This window comes from Pontibacter lucknowensis (assembly GCF_900156415.1).
GTDB classification, from domain to species: domain Bacteria; phylum Bacteroidota; class Bacteroidia; order Cytophagales; family Hymenobacteraceae; genus Pontibacter; species Pontibacter lucknowensis.
The window spans coordinates 515,370-535,972 of the sequence record NZ_FTNM01000002.1; the positions used below are offsets into that span (position 1 = coordinate 515,370).

The 20,603-nt window shown below is 48.8% G+C and carries 19 protein-coding genes; 15 read left to right on the plus strand and 4 right to left on the minus strand.

All coding sequences use genetic code 11. The annotated features are described in order from the left end of the window. Window positions 1–39 precede the first annotated feature (39 nt). From BW972_RS08390 to BW972_RS08400, 3 genes are read right to left on the minus strand one after another with little or no spacing between them, the layout of a single operon-like run. Window positions 40–1,113: an alanine racemase gene (locus tag BW972_RS08390; protein WP_076421765.1), complete on the minus strand. Its 1,074-nt coding sequence runs from the start codon at window positions 1,111–1,113 to the stop codon at window positions 40–42. Window positions 1,114–1,117: 4 nt separating this feature from the next. Beyond that, window positions 1,118–1,570, minus strand: coding sequence for a GNAT family N-acetyltransferase (locus tag BW972_RS08395; protein ID WP_007659977.1), 453 nt, complete (start codon window positions 1,568–1,570; stop codon window positions 1,118–1,120). Next, window positions 1,510–3,117: a sodium:solute symporter family protein gene (locus tag BW972_RS08400; RefSeq protein WP_076421766.1), complete on the minus strand. Its 1,608-nt coding sequence runs from the start codon at window positions 3,115–3,117 to the stop codon at window positions 1,510–1,512. Before BW972_RS08400 ends, BW972_RS08395 begins: the two co-directional genes overlap by 61 nt. Before the next feature lie 456 nt (window positions 3,118–3,573). Here BW972_RS08400 and BW972_RS08405 point away from each other — a divergent pair, with 456 nt between their 5' ends. The 10 genes from BW972_RS08405 to BW972_RS08460 all read left to right on the plus strand — a co-directional run bounded on the left by BW972_RS08405 (window position 3,574) and on the right by BW972_RS08460 (window position 14,455). Next, window positions 3,574–4,002 (plus strand): SMI1/KNR4 family protein, encoded by a 429-nt coding sequence (locus BW972_RS08405; protein WP_076421767.1) that lies wholly within the window; start codon window positions 3,574–3,576, stop codon window positions 4,000–4,002. Window positions 4,003–4,092: 90 nt separating this feature from the next. Next, entirely contained in the window at window positions 4,093–4,740 is a 648-nt protein-coding gene (locus tag BW972_RS08410) for a hypothetical protein (protein ID WP_076421768.1), read from the plus strand. A gap of 95 nt (window positions 4,741–4,835) precedes the next feature. Next, on the plus strand, window positions 4,836–5,318 hold the full coding sequence (locus BW972_RS08415; protein WP_076421769.1) for a hypothetical protein: 483 nt from the start codon (window positions 4,836–4,838) through the stop codon (window positions 5,316–5,318). A 16-nt stretch (window positions 5,319–5,334) separates the two neighbouring features. Next, the gene (locus BW972_RS08420; RefSeq protein ID WP_007659975.1) at window positions 5,335–5,904 is read left to right on the plus strand and encodes a DUF4256 domain-containing protein; all 570 of its coding nucleotides are present in this window, start codon (window positions 5,335–5,337) and stop codon (window positions 5,902–5,904) included. A gap of 110 nt (window positions 5,905–6,014) precedes the next feature. Continuing rightward, window positions 6,015–6,848 carry a hypothetical protein gene (locus BW972_RS08425; RefSeq protein ID WP_143731965.1) on the plus strand — a complete coding sequence of 278 codons (834 nt, stop codon included), beginning with the start codon at window positions 6,015–6,017 and terminating at the stop codon, window positions 6,846–6,848. 2 nt (window positions 6,849–6,850) lie between these two features. Then, complete coding sequence (locus tag BW972_RS08430; RefSeq protein WP_076421770.1) at window positions 6,851–7,570, plus strand: outer membrane beta-barrel protein; 720 nt, start codon at window positions 6,851–6,853, stop codon at window positions 7,568–7,570. Then, a complete protein-coding gene (locus BW972_RS08435; protein WP_076421771.1) occupies window positions 7,571–8,848 on the plus strand; it encodes a WD40 repeat domain-containing protein in 1,278 nt (425 codons plus the stop codon). It begins immediately after the preceding gene. Between the two features lie 549 nt (window positions 8,849–9,397). Then, complete coding sequence (locus tag BW972_RS08450; RefSeq protein ID WP_040574753.1) at window positions 9,398–10,135, plus strand: acetolactate decarboxylase; 738 nt, start codon at window positions 9,398–9,400, stop codon at window positions 10,133–10,135. Window positions 10,136–10,331: 196 nt separating this feature from the next. After that, the gene (locus tag BW972_RS08455) at window positions 10,332–12,968 is read left to right on the plus strand and encodes a DUF5686 and carboxypeptidase regulatory-like domain-containing protein (protein WP_076421774.1); all 2,637 of its coding nucleotides are present in this window, start codon (window positions 10,332–10,334) and stop codon (window positions 12,966–12,968) included. 239 nt (window positions 12,969–13,207) lie between these two features. Then, entirely contained in the window at window positions 13,208–14,455 is a 1,248-nt protein-coding gene (locus tag BW972_RS08460) for an aspartyl protease family protein (RefSeq protein WP_076421775.1), read from the plus strand. Window position 14,456: 1 nt separating this feature from the next. On the opposite strand, the gene BW972_RS08465 is transcribed toward BW972_RS08460, so the two are convergent. After that, window positions 14,457–14,735 (minus strand): hypothetical protein, encoded by a 279-nt coding sequence (locus tag BW972_RS08465; protein WP_076421776.1) that lies wholly within the window; start codon window positions 14,733–14,735, stop codon window positions 14,457–14,459. Between the two features lie 551 nt (window positions 14,736–15,286). Between BW972_RS08465 and BW972_RS19885 the strand changes: the two genes are divergently transcribed. The 5 genes from BW972_RS19885 to BW972_RS08490 all read left to right on the plus strand — a co-directional run bounded on the left by BW972_RS19885 (window position 15,287) and on the right by BW972_RS08490 (window position 20,508). After that, complete coding sequence (locus BW972_RS19885) at window positions 15,287–15,955, plus strand: N-acetyltransferase (RefSeq protein WP_076421777.1); 669 nt, start codon at window positions 15,287–15,289, stop codon at window positions 15,953–15,955. Window positions 15,956–15,962: 7 nt separating this feature from the next. Beyond that, window positions 15,963–17,159: an argininosuccinate synthase gene (gene argG / locus BW972_RS08475; protein ID WP_076421778.1), complete on the plus strand. Its 1,197-nt coding sequence runs from the start codon at window positions 15,963–15,965 to the stop codon at window positions 17,157–17,159. After that, complete coding sequence (gene argC / locus BW972_RS08480) at window positions 17,159–18,160, plus strand: N-acetyl-gamma-glutamyl-phosphate reductase (RefSeq protein WP_076421779.1); 1,002 nt, start codon at window positions 17,159–17,161, stop codon at window positions 18,158–18,160. Before argG ends, argC begins: the two co-directional genes overlap by 1 nt. A gap of 249 nt (window positions 18,161–18,409) precedes the next feature. After that, complete coding sequence (locus BW972_RS08485; RefSeq protein ID WP_007656623.1) at window positions 18,410–19,558, plus strand: aspartate aminotransferase family protein; 1,149 nt, start codon at window positions 18,410–18,412, stop codon at window positions 19,556–19,558. Then, window positions 19,558–20,508: a Rossmann-fold NAD(P)-binding domain-containing protein gene (locus tag BW972_RS08490; protein WP_076421780.1), complete on the plus strand. Its 951-nt coding sequence runs from the start codon at window positions 19,558–19,560 to the stop codon at window positions 20,506–20,508. Before BW972_RS08485 ends, BW972_RS08490 begins: the two co-directional genes overlap by 1 nt. Window positions 20,509–20,603 lie beyond the last annotated feature (95 nt).

Consider the following 20,603-nt stretch of genomic DNA (forward strand, 5'->3'; position numbering starts at 1 on the left):
AAGTCCTGAAAGGTTTTGGAGCTGCTATACCTTAATCTGCTATTCTACCACTTCTTTGGCGATATAGCGGGAGTTCATGATGCTGAGTGCCCCCATGTACTTCAGGTTAAAGTTCAGCACATCGCCCACCTTGTAATTCTGTTCGTTTACGCCGAGCTCCACCACCAGCATGTCAGAGCTGGCACCCACTACGCTCATACCATCGTCTTTGGGTATAAGATACTTCGGGTTGATGTCCAGCAGTCCCACATCCAGGATGGCACGGTGTGAGGTTTTGCCGTAGAGACTCTCGTCAATTTCAAAGCTCTCGCCACTTGGGTTCTCTGCCAGCATACCAATCGGGATCATGGGCTTTTCGTTCAGCTCGATGATCTCGGCGCTAAGCTCAAACACATCGTCGTGCATGCCTTCAAAGGTTTCGCCGGTAAACAGGTTGAGTCCGAAAAACAAGGCCTCTCCAATCCGGAAATGGTTGATGCCCTTTGGCATCTGATGGTTGAAGAGCAGCGGAATGGTTACCGAGGTTCCACCCGACACCCAGGGGATTTCAATGTTGAACTTCGCTTCGATGATTTGCTTGTACAGGCTCAGCTGAATCAGTTTGTCCTGTGTGGGCATCACGCCGTGGAGGCAGTTGAAGTTGGCACCAAGCCCGATGACGGAGATGCCGGGCAGGTTGAAGATCTGCTCGTAGAAATCCACCAGGTCATCACCCATCACACCTTCCCGCAGGTCACCCATCTCAATCATGATGATGACCTTATGCGTTCTGTTCTGCCGCTCAGCCTCTTCAGACAGCAGCCGGATAATGTCGAGCTCTGTCTCAAAGCTCACGTCGGCATATTTGATAATGTCGGGAATGCTTTGCTTCGGTGCGGGTTTGATGTATACGGTTTGCACATCGGGTGCCATGTTCTTGATTGCGATCAGGTTGGTCACCCTGGAGTCGTGCACCTCCTTTACGCCGAGGGCAAGCACCTCCTTCAGGAAAGTCTCTTCGCCGCAAAGCAGCTTGGTGACGATGCCCCAGTCGATGTTCCTTTCGCGGAGCACCTGGTCGATGTGGTTGTAATTGTGTCTGAGTTTGGAGCGGCACAGTTTTAAGACTGCCATTGTATTATCTGATAAGTCTGTATTCTAAATATTTGTTGGTGAAGCCCATTTTTTCGTAAAGGTGGCGAGCCGGATTGTCGGGCTCCACATGCAGCGCGATGCTGCCATCGGCAGTTTCGGAGGCCAGCTGCACCAGTTTCTTGCCAACGCCTTTGCCACGCTGGTTGCCATGCACGGCTACGTATACGAGTATGTTCTCCGGTATATACCCGCTCATGCCGGTATTGTTCAGAATCAGCGCCCCCACTACCTTGCCAGCTTCACGGGCTACGATCACCGATCCGCCTTTGCCCTCTGCATCCGAAAGCGCATAGTCCATGCACTTGGCGATGTCTTCGCGGGCGTCGCCGTACTGGTCTAGGTGCTCAAAGAGGAAGTCAAGTACCTCGTCGCGTTTTAGTTGCTGGTGATTGGTAGGGGTGTGGATCTCGTATTGGACGGAGTTGTTTTCTGCCATTTTTCTTTTCCAGTTTTATTGGGGTATAGTATAGTTAACGTAATGTAAAGCACAAGGGAAGCCGTGAGGCCAAATAAATTGGGGTCGAGGCCATAAGGCAAGCCAAAGCTCAGGTCGAGCCACGGCATGTGTACGATGCCTTCGGCATTCATGGTTACCTGCAGCAGGATGGTGGTAAAGCCACCCACCAGCATCGCCCAGAATGCAGCCACACTGCTGCGGCGCTTCCAAAACAAAGCCCCGATGATCGGCACAAACAGGCCCGACACCATGAAAGCGTAGGAGTAGAGCATCAGATCGAGCACGTTGGTCATGGTAGTAGCCAGCCAAAGCGCAAAGGCTCCCACCAGCAGTGTGGTCAGTTGCGACAGGCGTAGCATCCTGGGTGAATCCGGGTCAAACTTCGTGAAATGGCCGATTACATCGGTTACAATGTTTCCCGACGAAGCCATCAGGCAGCTGTCGGCTGTTGACAGAATCGCTGAGAAATAAGCCGAGAGCATCAATCCCATCAGGCCAACCGGTAGTACCGAACGCAGGAGCATCGGCAATCCTGATTCAGGATCTACATCCGCGCCCACTCCAAGTGCCTCAAACATACCTTGTTCCGCAGCCACGCGTGCCAGTATACCCAGGCTCACGCCCATAAAGGCCATGATCGGCCACTCAAACAAACCTGCCAGGTACCAGGCACGTTTAGCCGTTTTCTCGTCGCGGCAGGCGTATATGCGTTGGTAGAGGGTCATGCCCACAAACCAGATCGGGATAATGGTAATGGCCCAGTTCACGATCTGCTGCCAGGTGATATTGGTCAGCGTCAGAAATTCTGCTGGCAGGCTGCTGCGGATGGCTTCCATGCTGCGACCCGACTGTGCCGATATCCAGGCAAAATCTGTGAGCTGCCCAAAGCCGATCTGTTCCACACCGCCTCCGACTGCCAGAAAGGAAACAGGTATACCGATGAAGATGAGTCCGCCCATCAGGATCGCCCACTGCACAGTATCGGTATAGATCACTGCTTTGAGGCCTCCCATCACGGTATAGACCACTGCTATGATGCCCATGATCAGCAGGGCCGTGTTGAGGTCGAGGTTAGCGAATGTGCCACTTGCCAGCTTTGCTCCGGCCAGTATTTGGGAACTGGTAAAGCCGGTATAGCCAATGGCCGAGATGATGCCCGCCAGCAGCGCCACACGAGCATTGAAGTAGTGCCCGAATATCTGGGGGAAGGTGAGAAATTTGTCAAAAGCAGGATTGCGCTTGACCTTAGGTATAAGAAAGACTGCCGCCAGCCAAGCACCGAGCAGTCCTGTGAACAGCATCCAGGCACCTGAAAGGCCCATCACAAAACCTAGTCCGCCCAAGCCGATGGAGAAGCCGCCGCCCACATCCGTTGCCACTACAGACAGACCAATGTGTCCGCTGCCCATGCCTCTGCCACCCACATAATAATCGTCTGCACCCTGGTTCTTTTTGAGGAAGTAAAATCCAACGCCCAACATGGCCATCATGTAGAGCACAAAGATGGTGAGATCAAGTATGTGCATGTATTAGAATAGTATAAGTTTGAGTATTGGCTATTTGTATCGTCGATTATGAATATACTCAAAATTATGCTGAAAAGCTTGTTTTAGCAGTTAAAAGTGGCCTCAAAGACGAAGATTAGCTAAAATGATGTGTGGTTTTTATGCAAGTTGTTAGAAGGGGCAAGGCTGAGAGAGTGTGAACAAAAAAGGTATGAAAGGGTAAATTTTGTTAGGATAATAATATTTAGGAGGAGTTGATGAAGTGTGTAATTGGATTGATGATACAGACAGTTAACGGAAGTGGATTTTACTATATTTTTTAGAAAAACTGAAGTATAATTTCAAGGTATTGTTTATATTGGGTTGGTGCTATATTAGCTGCTGGCGGGAAGTAAGGTAAAGAAGGTTGTAACACCTTAGATAATGCAGATAGTAGAAGTAGGTACTACTGTTATACTGTAGTTGTAGCTCATTAAAATGAATCTAAAACCTCAATTAGACAAAATAAATTCAATGGGACTCAAGTGTGAAGGCTCAACCATTGAAAGTATCGAAAAAGAGCAAAATAAGCGTGGGATTCGATTACCTAAGGCTTATAAGGACTTTTTAAGAGTTTGCGGTGAGGGCGCAGCCCAACTGTTTTGCGGAGATGTTATTGAACTACGACACCTTGATTACATTAATGATTCTGGAAGAGAGACATACGAAGCCGCTTTCGGACAGAAGTGCCCATCTAATATTTTCTTTATTCTGGAGCACCATGGATATTCATACTGTTACTTTAAACTGAATGATGGTGATAATCCTGACTTATACTTATTAGTTTATGGAGATGAAGTAACTAATGAACTATTTGGGAAAATAGACCACCTTCTTGACTACAAAATAGGACTACTAAAAAAATAAATAACGTGCTACAACCACACCTTTACCATAGCTACACCTTTACCATAGCTACGCCATGGCAAAGCCAAGTCCGTTGCGGCACATAAATACATGGAAATGACTTATAATTTGGGTTTACTGATTAAAATTGGGGATGAACAACATATAGACAAGCTCCAAAAATCTGGTTTGATTTACTCAAAGACTGTCAAATACTTTAGAGAAAGAGAAATCGAAGAATTCGAGTTAAGGCGTGACAAACATGAAGGTGCTCAAAGCTCGATAAGGATAAATAACCTTAAGCTTTCAGTTGACAATCAAGAGCTGCCTTTTAAATTTCGAAAAGGTAGATTTAGTACATTTAACCAGAATATAGATTTTAGCCATATTTTTTGTCTCTATGCTGCATCTGAAGAACAAGCAAATGGAAAGCCCTTTGTTGATGAAAGAGTTGCAAGTTTTGGTAATACAGCCCTATTGATTACAAATCCGGGAGAATTTATTAGACGAGTTGAAGAGTTTTCAAGGAACAATTTTGGTTGTTCATATAACCTCGTAAAATATTATCCGGACAATAAAGATTATTCACAACTTACTGTCTTCCACAAACCCGACTACTACAATTTTCAACGAGAATTTCGATTTCACTTTGACCACATTACCGAAGAAGATTTAGTGTTCGAAATCGGTTCAATAGAAGATATCAGCATCAAAATGGAAGCTGCGAAATTAGTTGGACTAACGATGGAGAAAAAATAACGAGCCACAACAAAGTGCAGCTCTTATGCTTGGCTACGCCTCGCCCAGCGGCTGCACCAGCACGTTCCCAAAAAACCCATCCAACACCAAACCATATGAAGCTAAAACTCTATCTCATTCCCATCGCTTTTCTGGCAATCTCTTGCAGTACATCCAAAAATACCGGATCCACTTCAAATATTACCTCCGCTAAAGGTATGGTTGACTACGGCAGTCCGATGCACCAGCAAAAGCTATTGGATGAAACTACTTTCGTGATAGCAGAAGTCAGCGAGGACAAAACCTACGGCTATGACACCAAAAACCCGATCATGGTCGGAGGTGCTGATAAGTCGGAGGGACCGCTTAATGAAAGACGATTCCTGAACGCCTTGGCAGGTCCTAATGGGGAACCCATCAGTTATCACCGGCTTGGAAGCTGCTGTAGTTTTCAGTCGAAAAACGGGATGATGGGCGGTGGCCTGCTCGACAAGTATAGCATCACCTACGAAGGTCTGGCAGAGCCTATCATTCTTTACATCAACATGTATGACTCTGACAAACTAAAGGTACCGGTTGGTTTTACCTTGAAGCAATAAGTTTAATTGAGTGAATATGACCACAGTAACTACAAAAGTCTTATCTGCAGCACAGCAGGAAGAATTACTCAGCACTCTGAAAGCTCGCTTTGAAAAGAACATGCAGCGCCATGCAGGTATAGCCTGGACGGATGTGCTAGCGAGACTAGAGGCGAACCCTGCTAAACTATGGTCGCTTCACGAAATGGAGCGCACTGGCGGTGAGCCGGATGTGGTAGGGCATGATCAGCAGACAGGAGAATACATCCTTTACGACTGCGCAGCAGAGAGCCCCAAAGGACGCCGAAGCGTGTGCTACGACCGTGAAGGACTTGAGTCCAGAAAAGAGCACCGGCCAGAAAACAATGCCGTGGATATGGCAGCTGAAATGGGCATAGCGCTATTGACGGAAGAAGAGTATCGGGAGCTGCAGAAGCTCGGCAGGTTCGATCAGAAAACTTCGAGCTGGATCAGAACACCGGCTGATATCCGTCAGCTCGGCGGTGCACTCTTTGCCGATTTCCGATACGGGAATGTGTTTGTCTACCACAACGGGGCACAATCCTACTATGCTGCAAGAGCATTCCGGGGCTCCCTAAGGGTTTAATAAGAAAATTCGATATTGGAGCTTTGACCTGCCCATTCCGGAAAATACTCGCTATGGCTATCTATTTTTTTAACTACTTCAACGATAATGCAAACTTATTATTACGCTTCATGAAGATCAGATCAATTCTAACCTTAATGCTGGCAGTTATTCTTGCAGGCTGTCAGCTCAGTCAGGAAGCAGACCCTGTAGAAGAAGAAGATAACTTGCTGGTTGTCGATTGGAAGGGCCGGAAAAGCGACACGCATGGAAAGGAAAAGGCCATGGTATACCTCTACGATTCTGAGGAGGCCTGGCGCACACCTTATGCAACACCTGTAGCATCAGCGAGTCTGTCCGACATAAGGCCCAAGAATGGAGGCACTATCACTCCCGTAAATTCAGCGACCTTCAAAAACCTGGCTCCCCAGAAATACTGGATCAAAATTATTAATGCCTACAACCATAATGCTTTAATTGAGCACAACCAGAACCTTCCCTACATTCTGGAAACGCCCCTGCACAAAGGGACTATAACTTCAACAGCTGTTGAAACCGAAGCAGAGACACTGCTGGAATACAGGCTTAAAAAACTGACAATAAATGCTTTGCCTGAGATAAAGGCCAACCCGGGTAAGCGTGTAAAAGTTATTTTCAAAAAGTTTTATCCCAGCGGGTATGCCGGGCCACTTCCTACCACTTATTACGAGCAAGTGGTGTCTACAAATGATTTTCCGCTCAGCATAAACCTAAACGTGCCCATCAGAGAGTTTAATTCATGGTGGTGGCATCCCTACTTTTACATTTACTTAGAAACGGTTGATTTTCAAATCTACAGATCGGCGGAGCTAAATGTATTTAATCTAATTAATAGCAATGGAGGAATGTACGATCGCCTGCATTACAAAGACCAGAACAATGAACTGGTGTACACTATAAATGGAGATTGGATCATAAAAGAATAACCATGAAGAAATTTTTAGGAACCTTTATGGTGCCGTTTCTCCTGCTGCTTTGCAATCAGGTTCAAGGTCAGCATACTCACCAGTTAGAAGTTAAGATAGGCGGCGGACTTGCAGCTACTGCTGAAAGCCACAGCTTTGACAGCAAAGGGTTTACTATTACACAGAAAGCCGAGCGGGAAGGTTACTTCTTTTCAGCAAGTGTCGGGACAAATAAACTGCTGAAGGTGGTAGAGACTAGCTATAGCCTGCGCTACCTTACTTTCGATGATACACAACTGCAATACACCAGCCCCGGAGCCGATATAACCTCTCCCTTGCAGCAACTGAGCGCAATACAGCATTACGTGGGCGCTACCTATTACCCGTTCACAAATTATAACAGCCGTTTTTCTCCGTTTGTATATGCTGGCCTGGGGTATAACGTGCTGCAGTTTAGCCAGGAGAAAGGTGACGTAATTGCCAGTACTCCCGCCAAAGGAGATGTACTTCCAACCGTGGTAACATGGAATTTACCCGCTGCTAAAAGTACATTGGGCGCATTAGGCTACGAGGCCGCGATCGGGTTAAAGTATCTGGATTCAGAAAAATTTGGTGTCTTTGTGCAGCTACGGTACAATCAGATACATCAGAGCAAGACAGACAGGTTGGCTGATAAGCTAAACATGCTGCAGGTGGAGGGTGGTTTTATTTGGAGAACACTTAAACAAAAGAGGGCTTTTTAGATGAAGAAGATATTTCTGGCAGCAGCTTTTTTACCCGCCCTGGCTACAAACGCGCAAAATCAGACGCTAAAGCCATTCGACCTACAGGGGAAGGTAGTGCACAGTATTGATTATTCTCCTGACGGATTGTTGCTAGCCGGTGCCTACGATAACAACATACAGCTGTGGCAGCTGGGCAAAGACAGCAGCAGTTTTAAGCTTTCCGATACTGTCGGACCAGTTACGGACCTGGACTTTTCAAATGATAGCAGACACTTGCTTGCCGCGCACGGCAACAGCGCAAAGATCTGGGATGTAGAAAAGAGAGAAGTGGTCCGCACTTTCGAGCAAAAGGGTGCTCTGTTGGCAGTTGCCTATAGCCCTGATAGCAGATATGTGGCTTCGGGAGGAAGAGACAGAAAAGTGCAGGTATGGCAAGCTGATTCAGGTGAACTACTCCATACTTTCGAAGGACATGGTAAAGAAATAACAGATCTGATATTCAGCCTCGACGGTGGCCTGCTGGTTTCTGCTAGTGCCGATAAAACTATTAAAGTATGGGATCTGCAGGCGAAGAAACTTCTGAAGACACTCAAAGGACACAAAGACTGGGTAAAAGCGCTTGCCCTGAGCAAAGACAGCACCCAACTTGTCAGCGCTGGTTTTGACGGTCGGATACTCCTTTGGAACTTACCTGATAAAGAAGCAACAGCTTACACTGCCAAGTTAAAACACCCGCATTCCAACTGGGTATCTGCACTGGATATCAGTAACAACAACGTTCTGGTAAGTGTGGGCCATGACTACAGAATAGCGTTGTATAACCTTAACGTTCAGGCTGATAAAAAAGGACCGCATTACTTTCAGGAAAAAATGTTCCGTCTGATTGAGCAACAGCCAAATGCTGTGCGCTTTAATCCTGGCACGCTTCAGTTAGCTGTAGCCACATTAGGTAATGGTATTTATTACGATGACTATTTCCAGCTTAAAGTAAAGACTGCTCACGAATTCAAAATCATTTCGATTGACGGGGAGGGAGTTGGAGATGTCTTTACTGCTGTCGGTAACACGGCCACTCTGAGCGCCATGGTGACCCGCCCGGAAGAGGTAAAGAAAATCAGCATAACAAATGAGAAGACAAAGGAGGTGCAGGAGTACACAGATCCTGTTAGCGCTGAATTTACCTTTGAGGTAAAGCTGCCAGAGCAAAGTAATGCCTTTCAGGTGGTGATTGAAGACAAAGACAAAAATATAAGTCCGGTAAAGTATTTTTTCAAATTAGAGACTACTGTCCAATAGTTCTTTGCACGCAAAAGCACCATTACGGTCGCCCTATGTTCGGGAACTACGAATCTGTATTGTTATACCTTTCAAAATATGATAAGGACAACAAGCTCTACCATCAAAAATATCAATACGACCCAGTTAAGAAGCACGACAACGGAAACCGGACAGGGTTGAATGAGGGAAGTATAGCGGAGCTGTTTGAGAAAAAGAAGAACGAAGTGTTTAAAGTTCGTGGGATATTTAATTGAACATCCTCTATGGACAACCATACCAATCTAGGAGACAAATTTACCTGTTATTCACTCTGCTTGCCCTGCTTTTATTTGCCCTTCCTGCTCAGGCACAAGACTGCAACTGCACTGATGCCTTTGAGCAGACCGTACAGAATTATGAGAAGAATTACTCCCTGTTTCGCCTGAAAGTAACTGATAAGAATCAGGAGATCTACAAAGCGCACACGTTCGAGTTCGTGAATTTTAACAACTGGGCCAAGGCCAGAACTCAGCGGAGGTTTAACTGAAGCTTTCTTATTATCTTGCACGTCAATCCCTGATCTAAATAATGAAGCCCTTGAAATCTGTAAAAATCACCCTGGCACTGGCTTCACTCATGCTGAGCAGCTGTGCCTCCGAACCGACGCAACAAACTGCCACAACCCCGCAAGAGGTGCAGGTCGTAGGTGCCATGCGCAACGTGATGTGGAAAGGAGAACTGGCCGGTACGATTGACCTGGATACCATTTCACAAAAAGAGCATCTGGTGGGGCTGGGGCCTGTAGAGTACCTGGCTGGTGAATTGATGATCCTGGATGGCAGAGCTTATAAATCGGTGGTGACCAGCGACACGAAAATGCAGGTTGAAGAGACCTTTTCCGCCAAGGCTCCCTTTTTTGTCTATACCCATGTGCCGGGCTGGAGTGAACAAGTACTACCCGATTCCATTCGCACCTTGCAGCAGCTGGAGCTATACCTGGATAATGTGACGCAAACCAGCAAACGGCCTTTTGCATTTAAAATAAGCGGAGAGGTAGAGCAGGCTATTATCCATATCGTCAACCTGCCGGCAGGTTCTACTGTCAGCTCACCCGACGAGGCCCACGAGGGGCAGGTGAACTATACCTTAGCTGATGAACAAGTAGAGATACTGGGCTTTTTCTCGACCGAACACAAAGCGGTATTTACCCATCACGACACTTTTATGCACCTGCACCTGATTACCAAAGACCGCTCTAAAATGGGGCACCTGGATTCAGTGGCATTCAAGCCCGGTACACTGAAGCTATACCTGCCTACAGAATAGACCAAAGCTCTTCGATTCAACCCTTCATAACAGCTGCTATACCTGAGCAATAATACCAGGTATAGCAGCTGTTTTTTTTATGGGGTTTCCTCAATTTTTTCAGAATAACATGCAACTGATGGAGGTTAAATTGCATCTTAACTATATATTGCGGTAAGTATTCTTTTATACGCTGCTTCTACCTTTATCCCTTTTTATGAAGACTAACTTTACGCCCTATCTGTGCTGTTTGCTTACCTTCTTACTGTTGCTGTCACAGCTTTCGCTTTCTGCCCAGGGTATACGCGGCAGCATCAAAAACCAGAAGGGCGAGGCGCTGCCTTTTGCCTCGGTCTATATTACCAACCTCAACAACGGCTCCTCAAGTAACGCCAATGGCGATTTTGAAATCAAGCTTCCGGCAGGAAAGCACACGGTGGTAGTGAAGTACATCGGCTACGAAGCGCAGCAGGTGGAGGTCGAGATCACGGATAAGTGGGTGCAGCGGGACTTTCGACTGGGAGAGCAGACCTTCGCGCTGAAAGAGGTGCAGGTGAAAGGCAAAGGGGAGGACCCGGCTTACACCATCATGCGCAAGGCCATCGCCAAGAAGAAATACCACCTGCTGCAATACGACAGCTACAAGATGAAGGTATACGTGAAAGGCACCGGCGAACTAACCAATGCCCCCTTCTTTCTGAAGAATAAGCTCAAAGAAGAAGGAGTGAAACTGAACGAGGCTTATACGGTGGAGTCGGTGAGTGAGATCAAGTTTGCGCAGCCGAACAAGTTTGAGGAAAAGGTGATCTCTATCCGAACTTCCGGCGACAACAAGGGCACCATTTCGCCGATGTCGTTTGTGAGTGCGAGTTTCTATGATGATAAAGTAGTAGAGATGGTTTCACCGCTGTCACGTTCTGCTTTCGCCTATTACAAGTTTCAGTACGAGGGTAGTTTTCAGGAAGGCAACATCGACGTGAACAAGATTAAAGTAACCCCACGTTCACGCGGCGACAATGTATTCGAGGGTTACATCTATATCATCGAGGGCTACTGGGCCATACACAGTCTCGACCTCAAAACCAGCATGATGGGTTTCCCGATCAAGGTGAAGCAAAACTATGCCGAAGTGGCTCCGACTGTCTGGATGCCGACCACACACCAGTTCCATTTCTCGGGCAAAGTGATGGGCTTCGGAGGAGAGTTCCGCTACCTGGCCTCCATCTCTGATTACCAGGTGGTGCTCAACAAAAAACTGGTGGCGCCAAAAAAGATCATTGACGAAAAAGTAGAGGAGGTGCCGGAGGCGATTGCCGCCATTAAAGCGACAGGCAAAAACCAGAACCTGGAGGCACTGGCCAACCAGGACAAGCTGACCCGCAAGCAGTTCCGGCAGCTGATTGTGGAGCAGGAGAAGGAGGCATTGAAGGAGCGCAAAGACCCGGAAGTGGTATCGGAGCGGAGGTATACAGTTGACAAGCTGGCTACCAAGCGAGACTCGGCCTACTGGGATTCCGTGCGCCCGGTTCCGCTGAGTGACAAGGAACTCAGAGGCTATCAGCGCGACGACTCCCTGGCACAGATCAGGTCGGCCGAGCTGACGGGCAAGGATTCCACCAAAGTGATCAAGAAGCGGAAATTCAAGCCGCTGGACCTAGTGACAGGTGGAGGTTACAGGCTTTCACCACGTACTCGCCTCAACATTGACCCGACGTTCACCAACGTGTACTACAACACCGTGGAGGGCTGGAATGTGAACCTAAGCGGCAAGCTGCGTCACCAGTACGATAGTTTGCGCCGCAGCTTTGAGGTGGCACCAACGCTCCGGTATGGTTTCGACAGCGAAACGTTCTATGCCAAGACGAGGCTGACGCATACGGTCAGGAGTAAAGGTAAATCGCACCTGCTATACCTGGAAGGCGGTCAGTTTGTGGAGCAGTTCAACAGCGATAATCCGATCCACCCGCACATCAACACACTCAGCACGCTGCTCTTTCGCCGCAATTACATGAAGATCTATGAAAAGAGTTTTGTGGAAACCGGCTTTGAGTACAAGCCTTCGGTATGGCTGAAGGTGAGCGGAAACCTGGAGTGGTCGCAGCGCAGTCAGCTCTACAACAACACCGACCGCAGCTTCTTCTATTCCGACGCAGACAGGTTCTTCACGCCCAGCACACCTGATAACATAGAGCTGGAAAGCACGGAGTTTCCGAAGCACGAGGCGCTGGTGCTGCAGGCTAATGTAAGCTATCGCCCGGTGCAGCGTTACCGCATGTACAATGGACGTAAGTATCCAATCATGGAAAAGTCGCCGGAGCTATTGCTGATGTACCGCAAGGGTGTATCGGGTATTTTGGGCAGTGACGTGAATTTTGACCAGGTGCAGCTGGGCATCAACCATGCGCTGGCTTTTGGGGTGCGGGGCAAGCTGGAGTTCGAGCTACGCGGGGGCACGTTCCTCAACAGCAAGAGCATGTACTTCATGGACTACAACCACTTCGACGGCAACCGCACCATCCTGAGCAGTCTCAAACCGGCCGGTTCTTTCCGCCTGCTCGACTACTACCAGTACAGCACCAACGACAGCTACCTTTCGGCGCACACGCACTACCAGTTCCGCAAGTTCCTGCTCACCCAGATACCGGAGGTACGCTTCACAGGTATAAAAGAGAACATCTTCTTCAACTACCTCAAAACGCAGTACTCGCCGCACTACTATGAAGTTGGCTATTCGCTGGATAATGTGTTCCGGGTGTTCCGCATCGAAACGGCGGCCTCTTTCAATGACCGCAGCTTCCAGGAAATGGGTTTCAGGATAGGTATAGCCACGCTTCTGAAGTTTAACCAGAATTAACCAACGTGGCAGTAGCTGAAGCGCTGACTATACCTGTAAAGTGACTCCCACCGCCACTTGTTACCTACAGCTATAACAGCGCTTCTCTGTTACAATCTGCATCATAAATTGCTTTAAGGGAAGAAAAAAATCTGCGCAATGTTGCACTAAAGCAATATTATTCAGTATCCATACTATCCTGGTTTAAAATCTACGTATACTAATAAGACTGATTGTCTGTGTCTTATGTAGTTTTTGTCATGACAAGGTTTTCCCGCTTCATCCTGCTTTGTCTTTGCTTCTGTCTGTTGTTCTCCGAAGCAATAGGGCAGGCCTTTGCCAGCGATACGGTTTACTTTACGTCAAAGCGCAAGAGCATTACCATTCCCTTCAAGCTGGTTCACAATCTGATCATCATTCCAGTGCAGATCAATGACTCCAAACAGCTCAACTTCATACTGGACTCCGGTGTGAAAAATACATTGATTACCCGTTTGCATTACTCTGACTCCCTCAGCCTGCACGAATCCGGTCGTATTTCGATACAGGGTCTGGGCACCGGGCACGAGATAGAGGCGCTTTACTCAAAAGGAAACTACATGCGCATGCCGGGCATCATGGGAATGAACCACGAGGTGTATGTGCTGATGGAAGATGTTTTCAATCTGTCGACCCGTATGGGAATGTCCATACACGGTATTATCGGGTATGATATCTTCCGCAATTTTATCGTCAAGATTAACTACAGTAGCAAAACTTTAACGCTATACCGACCCGACCTTAAGCTCAAAATTCCGAAAAAAGGAGAGGTATACCCGCTCCACATCGAGAACACCAAGGCCTATGTGGAGGCGGGAGTGCGGCAGCACAATGGCGACTCAATCAAAGTGAAACTGGTGATCGATACGGGGGCAAGCCATTCAGTTTCGCTCTACCTGCCCACAAACGATCGCCTGCAGTTGCCGCCCAAAGTGATGGAGGCTTACCTGGGGCGCGGATTAAGTGGCGACATCAACGGTAAGATCGGGCGGATCAATAGTTTTTCGCTTGGCAAGTATGAGCTGCAGGATCTGCCTGCTTCCTTTCCGGACGAAGAGTCGATCAAAGCAGCGCTCAACCTGGCGAACCGCAATGGCAACCTGGGCTCCGATATTCTGAAACGATTCACCGTTATTTTTGACTACCCGCACGAGCGCATGATACTCGTTCCTAACCGCAAATACCGCGACCCGTTTTACTACAACATGACAGGCTTCGAGATTAGTACACCCTTGCCTGGTGCCAACTTTTACATTGTGTCGCATGTGATAGACGACTCCCCGGCCAAGGAGAGCGGACTGCTGCCAGGTGATCAGCTCATCAACATCAACGGCCGCGATTGCAAAGAACTGGCGCTGGATGAACTGCTCGAGCTCTTTGACACCAAGCCAGGCCGCAAGCTGAGAATGAGGCTTAAGCGCGACTCCAAATTAGTTAACGTGGAAATGGTTCTGCAGAGCAGGATCTGATTTAGGCCTGTTGCATATCCGTGTATACCTGTACCCCCAGCAGAACAACAGCCATCACGATCAGGGCAATGCCGACATAGAATCTAACCTTAGGGACAGGTGTTGCTACCATATTTCCGGCTGCATCAGGTCTGCTAAATCGCAGATTCGACAGGATAAGTCCGTTACCAAAGCTGAGCCAGATGGCAGCCATGAGCGGGTCACGGGTCAGGAAAAGGGAGGCAGTGCCAATAGCAGAGAAAAGGATGCCGATGATGACACTTAAAGACAGATTTTTCATGGTGCCGCAAGATACACAAAACCCGTCTTTTCACAGGTACCGTTACATCTCTGTTGATTGGATAATCCGTATTTAAGGTGAAGTCTTAGTAGTACGTGAGGTAAATGTTGTAACATTTTATCAGATTGTGTAAATTTTACAATAAACTACAACTCTTTGTTGTTTAATTCGATATTATTTCAAAACCTTTGCTTTCCATAACAGGCAGAGGCCTGTTTAACAGATCGAACCGAATTTTTAAAATGAAAAAAAAGCCGACTTTATCATCAGCGATGGTAAATCACCTTTCTCCGAAGGGTGCGTCTTTTTCTATCCTGTCTGCCAGGATAGTTTTGAGGGCCATTAACGCCGTGGTCCGCTACAGGCCCTAGGCCGACGTGCTTCCCGACTGCTCAAGTGGTGGTCATTCTTCCCCATTTCTTTTTGTGATAACATGTTGCCTGACGAAGGTATGCGTAGCTGCATAACCTGTCCACAGCATTGTTTCTTATTGTTTTAGTTCTGTATCAGCTGGTTATGCGCAGCCATAGCCGGGGTATATAATTTCTATAATGAATCCATCACCTTTTATCATTACTGTTGCCGATGCGCAACACACCGGCTACGCTGCCCAGATCTGCGATGAAATGGAGGCGTCTGCCAAGGCCAGAGGTACAGGTATAGCCAAGCGCACACCCGAGTATATCGCCCAGAAAATGCTGGAAGGCAAAGCGGTGATCGCCCTGGACATGAACGGCGTGTGGGCAGGTTTCTGCTACATCGAAACCTGGAGCCATGGCAAGTATGTGGCCAACTCGGGCCTGATCGTATCGCCGGAACTGCGCAAAAGCGGATTGGCCAAACTGATCAAGCAGAAGATATTTGAGCTGTCACGCACCAAGTACCCGGATGCCAAGATCTTTGGTCTGACCACCGGTCTGGCCGTGATGAAGATCAACTCCGATCTGGGTTATCGCCCGGTTACCTACTCCGAGCTGACGGATGACGATGCTTTCTGGAACGGCTGCAAAAGCTGCGTGAATTATGATATCCTCATGATGAAGAACCGCAGTAATTGCCTCTGCACCGCCATGCTCTATGACCCGGCCCGTGAGCAGAAGCCGATTGCACGGGAGCAGTTGCAGATACTGACTCCAATAGACGAACCGGCTATACCTGTTGGCTACGGCACCTTTGCGCAGGGCCACGCAAATCCAAACATTAATCCGACAAGCATTTAAAGATAGCATGAAAAAGAAAGTTGTTTTGGCCTTCAGTGGCGGCCTGGATACCTCATACTGTGTAAAATACCTGAAAGAGGAAAAGGGCCTGGAAGTACACTCGGTGCTGGTGAACACCGGCGGTTTTACAGAAGAGGAACTGCAGCAAACCGAGCAGCGGGCCTATGATCTGGGCGTAACGGAGCACACGAATCTGGATGAAACCGAGTACTACTACCAAAGTTGCATCAAGTACCTGATCTTCGGGAACGTGCTGAAAAACAATACTTATCCGCTGTCGGTGAGTGCGGAGCGTGTGACGCAGGCCATGGCCATTGCACGTCATGCCAAAGCCCTGGGAGCGGACTACGTGGCCCACGGCAGTACCGGCGCAGGCAACGACCAGGTGCGCTTCGACATGATTTTTCATGTGATGATCCCGGAGATTGAGATCATCACACCGATCCGTGACATGAAGCTGTCGCGTGAGGAGGAAATTGAATACCTGAAGCAGCACGGCGTGGAATACGACTTCGTAAAGGCGCAATACTCGATCAACAAAGGCATCTGGGGAACCTCCGTGGGAGGCAAAGAAACCCTGACTTCGCACCAGCCGCTGCCGGAGTCGGCTTACCCAACACAACTGACCAAAGAGCAACCTGAGCGCGTGACTTTGCATTTTAAGAAAGGCGAGTTGGTAGGCATAAACGAGCAGGTATACGGTAGCCCGGTGCAGGCGATTCAGGCACTGCAAGGTATAGCCGGCCCTTTCGCCATAGGCCGCGACATCCATGTAGGCGACACGATCATTGGTATCAAAGGCCGCGTGGGCTTCGAGGCAGCCGCTCCGATGGTGATTATCAAGGCGCATCATACCCTGGAGAAGCACGTGCTCACCAAATGGCAGCTGTATTGGAAAGACCAACTGGCGACCTGGTACGGCAACTGGCTTCACGAAGGGCAGTTTATCGACCCGACCATGCGCAACATCGAGACTTTCCTGCAGGAAACGCAGGAGAACGTGACCGGCAAAGTACATGTGCTGCTGGCACCTTACCGCTTCCAGGTGGAAGGCATCGAGTCGGAGCACGACCTGATGTCGTCGAAGTTCGGCAGCTACGGCGAAATGAATAATGCCTGGTCAGGTGAAGATGTGAAAGGCTTCTCGAAGATATTTGGCAACCAGGCCATGATGTATCACAAGATCAACAACACCGAACTATAATGGCAGCTACGATAAAAGCAGGTATAGTAGGCGGGGCAGGCTACGCGGGTGGCGAGCTGTTGCGTCTGTTACTCCTGCACCCCAACGTGGAGCTGGCCTTTGTGCAGAGCCGCAGCCAGGCGGGCAAGCCGGTATACGCTGCACACCCAGATTTGCTGGGCGAAACGGAAATGCTTTTTTCTGCTGATGCGGCTATACCTGTCGATGTGCTTTTCCTGTGCGCCGGGCATGGGGAGGCTGCTAAATTTCTGGCCGAATACGAAATGGCTGCCGAGACCAAGGTCATTGACCTGAGTCAGGATTTCCGCTGGAACGAAAGTACTTTAAGTGATAGGGTTGAGGCCGGAGAAAGAGGCTTTGTGTACGGTTTGCCGGAGTTACAGCGTGATCAGATACAGCAGGCGCAGCACATTGCCAACCCGGGCTGTTTCGCTACAGGTATACAGCTGGCTTTGCTGCCGCTGGCTCAGCAGAATTTGCTTAATGCTGAGGTGCATGTGAGCGGTATAACCGGATCGACAGGAGCAGGCCAGAGTTTGAGCGCGACTTCACATTTCAGCTGGCGTACCGAGAATATCTCGACCTACAAAGTGATGGAGCACCAGCATCTGCGCGAGATCAAGCGCAGTCTGCTGAGCCTTCAACCAGAGAATCAGCCAGACATACACTTTATACCTTACCGTGGACCTTTTGCAAGGGGCATTTTCATCACAGCTTACTTGCAAACCGATTTGTCGCTGGAGGAAGCACAGGAACTGTACAAGAACTACTATTCTTCGCATCCTTTTACCATTGTCACGACACAAAACCCGGACCTGAAGCAGGTGGTGAACACCAACAAGTGTTTGTTATACCTGCAGAAGCACGGTCAGATGCTGGTCATCACCAGCCTGATCGACAATCTGCTGAAAGGCGCTGCGGGACAGGCCGTGCAGAACATGAACCTTGTATTCGGGCTGGAGGAGACAACTGGCTTGAAGTTGAAAGCAACGGCCTTCTAATATAATTGAACACGCCCTCGCTCGCGTCCCGCGAGTGTGAGCTATTCAGTGGCGTCCCGCCACTTGTGCCGAGAGATACAGAAAGTAGCGGCCGGAGTCCGCTAAATAACTCACACTCGCGGGACGCGAGCGAGGGTACTCTAGAAGATTAAAGCAATTAACAATCAGCAATTAAAGTAAGCATGCTAAAATACCCAAGAACCCTGTTTTACATCTATTTTCTAACCTCCTACATCTAATTCCATAGCCATGAACCTCTTTGATGTTTACCCGCTCTTCGATATCGAACCTGTAAGAGCCGCTGGTCTTTCTGTTTGGGACAAAGAAGGCCGCAAATACCTCGACCTGTACGGCGGTCACGCTGTTATCTCCATCGGTCACTCTCACCCGCACTATGTGAAGCGCATCGCGCGTCAGCTATACGACATCGGCTTTTACTCCAACGCCGTGCAGAATCCGCTGCAGGTAGAACTGGCCGAAAAACTTGGCAAGCTCAGCGGCTACGTAGACTATAGCCTTTTCCTGTGCAATTCCGGCGCCGAAGCTAACGAAAACGCCTTGAAACTGGCTTCTTTCCAGACAGGTCGCAAAAAGGTCATCTCCTTTAAGGCATCCTTCCATGGCCGCACCTCAGCTGCCGTCGCTGCCACGGATGATCCGAGCATCGTGGCTCCGATCAACCAGACCGAGAATATCATTTTCCTTCCTTTTAATGATGTGGCTGCCTTTGAAGAGGCCTTGCAACAGCATGGGCAGGAACTGGCTGCTGTGATCGTGGAAGGTATACAGGGTGTTGGAGGGGTAAACATCCCACATATGGATTTTTTAAAAGCATTGGAAGCCGGCTGTAAACAGGTGGGTGCGCTGCTGATACTGGATGAAGTGCAGTCAGGCTACGGCCGTTCCGGTAAATTCTTCGCGCACCAGCATGCAGGCATCAAGCCAGATCTGATCACCGTAGCCAAAGGTATGGGCAATGGTTTTCCGGTGGGTGGCGTACTGATCAGCCCGGAAATAGAGGCGCGCCACGGATTACTGGGAACCACCTTTGGCGGCAATTACATGGCTTGTGCGGCGGCTATTGCGGTGCTGGAGGTAATTGAGAAGGAAGAGTTATTGTATAATACTACCATCATGGGGCATTACCTGCGTGAGAAACTCGAAGGGATGCCGGGCGTGAAAGAAGTGCGTGCAATGGGTTTGATGATCGGGATTGAACTGCACGAGCCGTGCGCAGGTATACGTAAGCTGTTGCTTAATGAGTTCGGCATTTTCACGGGCAGTTCTTCTAACAAGAATACGCTACGCTTGTTGCCGGCACTCACCATCAGCAAATCCGAAGCCGACCAATTCCTGAAAGCATTTTCCACGATCCTTAGTAAAAAAGTAACTGCCTGATGAAGCAATTCACTTCCGTACACGATGTGCAGGACGTAGCCGCCTTGGTGAACGAAGCACTCAAACTAAAAAAGAACCCTTACGCGCACAAAGCCCTTGGTCAGGACAAAACACTCGGACTGATCTTTATGAACCCGAGCCTGCGTACCCGCCTGAGCACCCAGAAGGCAGGATTGAACCTGGGCATGAACGTGATGGTGATGAACCTTGACAAAGAAGGCTGGGCGCTGGAAACACAGGACGGCGTGATCATGGATGGCACCACCGTGGAGCACATCCGCGAAGCCGCCGCTGTGATGGGGCAGTATTGCGACATCATCGGCATCCGCTCTTTTCCGAAACTACAGGATAGAGAAGAGGACTATAGCGAAGACTTGCTGAACAAATTCATCGAGCTGACCGGCGTTCCGATTGTTAGTCTGGAGTCGGCCACGCGTCACCCGCTGCAGAGTCTTGCCGACTTGGTCACGATAAAAGAGCAGGCGACAGCTGGAAAGAAACCGAAGGTAGTACTGAGTTGGGCACCGCACATCAAACCGATTCCGCATTGCGTGGCTAATTCTTTTGCGGAGTGGATGCAGCAGGCGGATGTAGAGCTCGTGATTACCAATCCGGAAGGCTACGATCTGGCAGAAGAATTTACCAAAGGCGCACAGGTGCTGCACAATCAGGATGAGGCGTTGCAAGATGCTGACTTTGTGTATGTGAAAAACTGGTCAAGCTACGAGCAGTACGGACAAGTACTAACAGACGGCGAAGGCTGGATGATCACCAACGAAAAGCTTGCCCTGACTAACAACGCCAAAGTAATGCATTGCTTGCCTGTGCGCCGCGGTCTGGAGTTAAGCCATGAAGTGCTGGACGGACCGAACTCACTGGTTATTGAGCAGGCAAACAACCGGCTTTATGCGGCGCAGGCTGTACTAAAGCGGATGCTGGAGGGGAAATGATTTAGTGGTTTTTGATTGAGTGGTTTTGCGATATTTCAGGTGTAGGGACAGTTCGCGACCTGTCCGAATCAAGCACGAATCACATATAGTAGTTG

Coding starts and splice junctions, on each gene's coding strand:
- BW972_RS08390 (WP_076421765.1), bottom strand. CDS start 1,113: ATGGCAGTCTTAAAACTGTGCCGCTCCAAACTCAGACACAATTACAAC.
- BW972_RS08395 (WP_007659977.1), bottom strand. CDS start 1,570: ATGGCAGAAAACAACTCCGTCCAATACGAGATCCACACCCCTACCAAT.
- BW972_RS08400 (WP_076421766.1), bottom strand. CDS start 3,117: ATGCACATACTTGATCTCACCATCTTTGTGCTCTACATGATGGCCATG.
- BW972_RS08405 (WP_076421767.1), top strand. CDS start 3,574: ATGAATCTAAAACCTCAATTAGACAAAATAAATTCAATGGGACTCAAG.
- BW972_RS08410 (WP_076421768.1), top strand. CDS start 4,093: ATGGAAATGACTTATAATTTGGGTTTACTGATTAAAATTGGGGATGAA.
- BW972_RS08415 (WP_076421769.1), top strand. CDS start 4,836: ATGAAGCTAAAACTCTATCTCATTCCCATCGCTTTTCTGGCAATCTCT.
- BW972_RS08420 (WP_007659975.1), top strand. CDS start 5,335: ATGACCACAGTAACTACAAAAGTCTTATCTGCAGCACAGCAGGAAGAA.
- BW972_RS08425 (WP_143731965.1), top strand. CDS start 6,015: ATGAAGATCAGATCAATTCTAACCTTAATGCTGGCAGTTATTCTTGCA.
- BW972_RS08430 (WP_076421770.1), top strand. CDS start 6,851: ATGAAGAAATTTTTAGGAACCTTTATGGTGCCGTTTCTCCTGCTGCTT.
- BW972_RS08435 (WP_076421771.1), top strand. CDS start 7,571: ATGAAGAAGATATTTCTGGCAGCAGCTTTTTTACCCGCCCTGGCTACA.
- BW972_RS08450 (WP_040574753.1), top strand. CDS start 9,398: ATGAAGCCCTTGAAATCTGTAAAAATCACCCTGGCACTGGCTTCACTC.
- BW972_RS08455 (WP_076421774.1), top strand. CDS start 10,332: ATGAAGACTAACTTTACGCCCTATCTGTGCTGTTTGCTTACCTTCTTA.
- BW972_RS08460 (WP_076421775.1), top strand. CDS start 13,208: ATGACAAGGTTTTCCCGCTTCATCCTGCTTTGTCTTTGCTTCTGTCTG.
- BW972_RS08465 (WP_076421776.1), bottom strand. CDS start 14,735: ATGAAAAATCTGTCTTTAAGTGTCATCATCGGCATCCTTTTCTCTGCT.
- BW972_RS19885 (WP_076421777.1), top strand. CDS start 15,287: ATGAATCCATCACCTTTTATCATTACTGTTGCCGATGCGCAACACACC.
- argG (WP_076421778.1), top strand. CDS start 15,963: ATGAAAAAGAAAGTTGTTTTGGCCTTCAGTGGCGGCCTGGATACCTCA.
- argC (WP_076421779.1), top strand. CDS start 17,159: ATGGCAGCTACGATAAAAGCAGGTATAGTAGGCGGGGCAGGCTACGCG.
- BW972_RS08485 (WP_007656623.1), top strand. CDS start 18,410: ATGAACCTCTTTGATGTTTACCCGCTCTTCGATATCGAACCTGTAAGA.
- BW972_RS08490 (WP_076421780.1), top strand. CDS start 19,558: ATGAAGCAATTCACTTCCGTACACGATGTGCAGGACGTAGCCGCCTTG.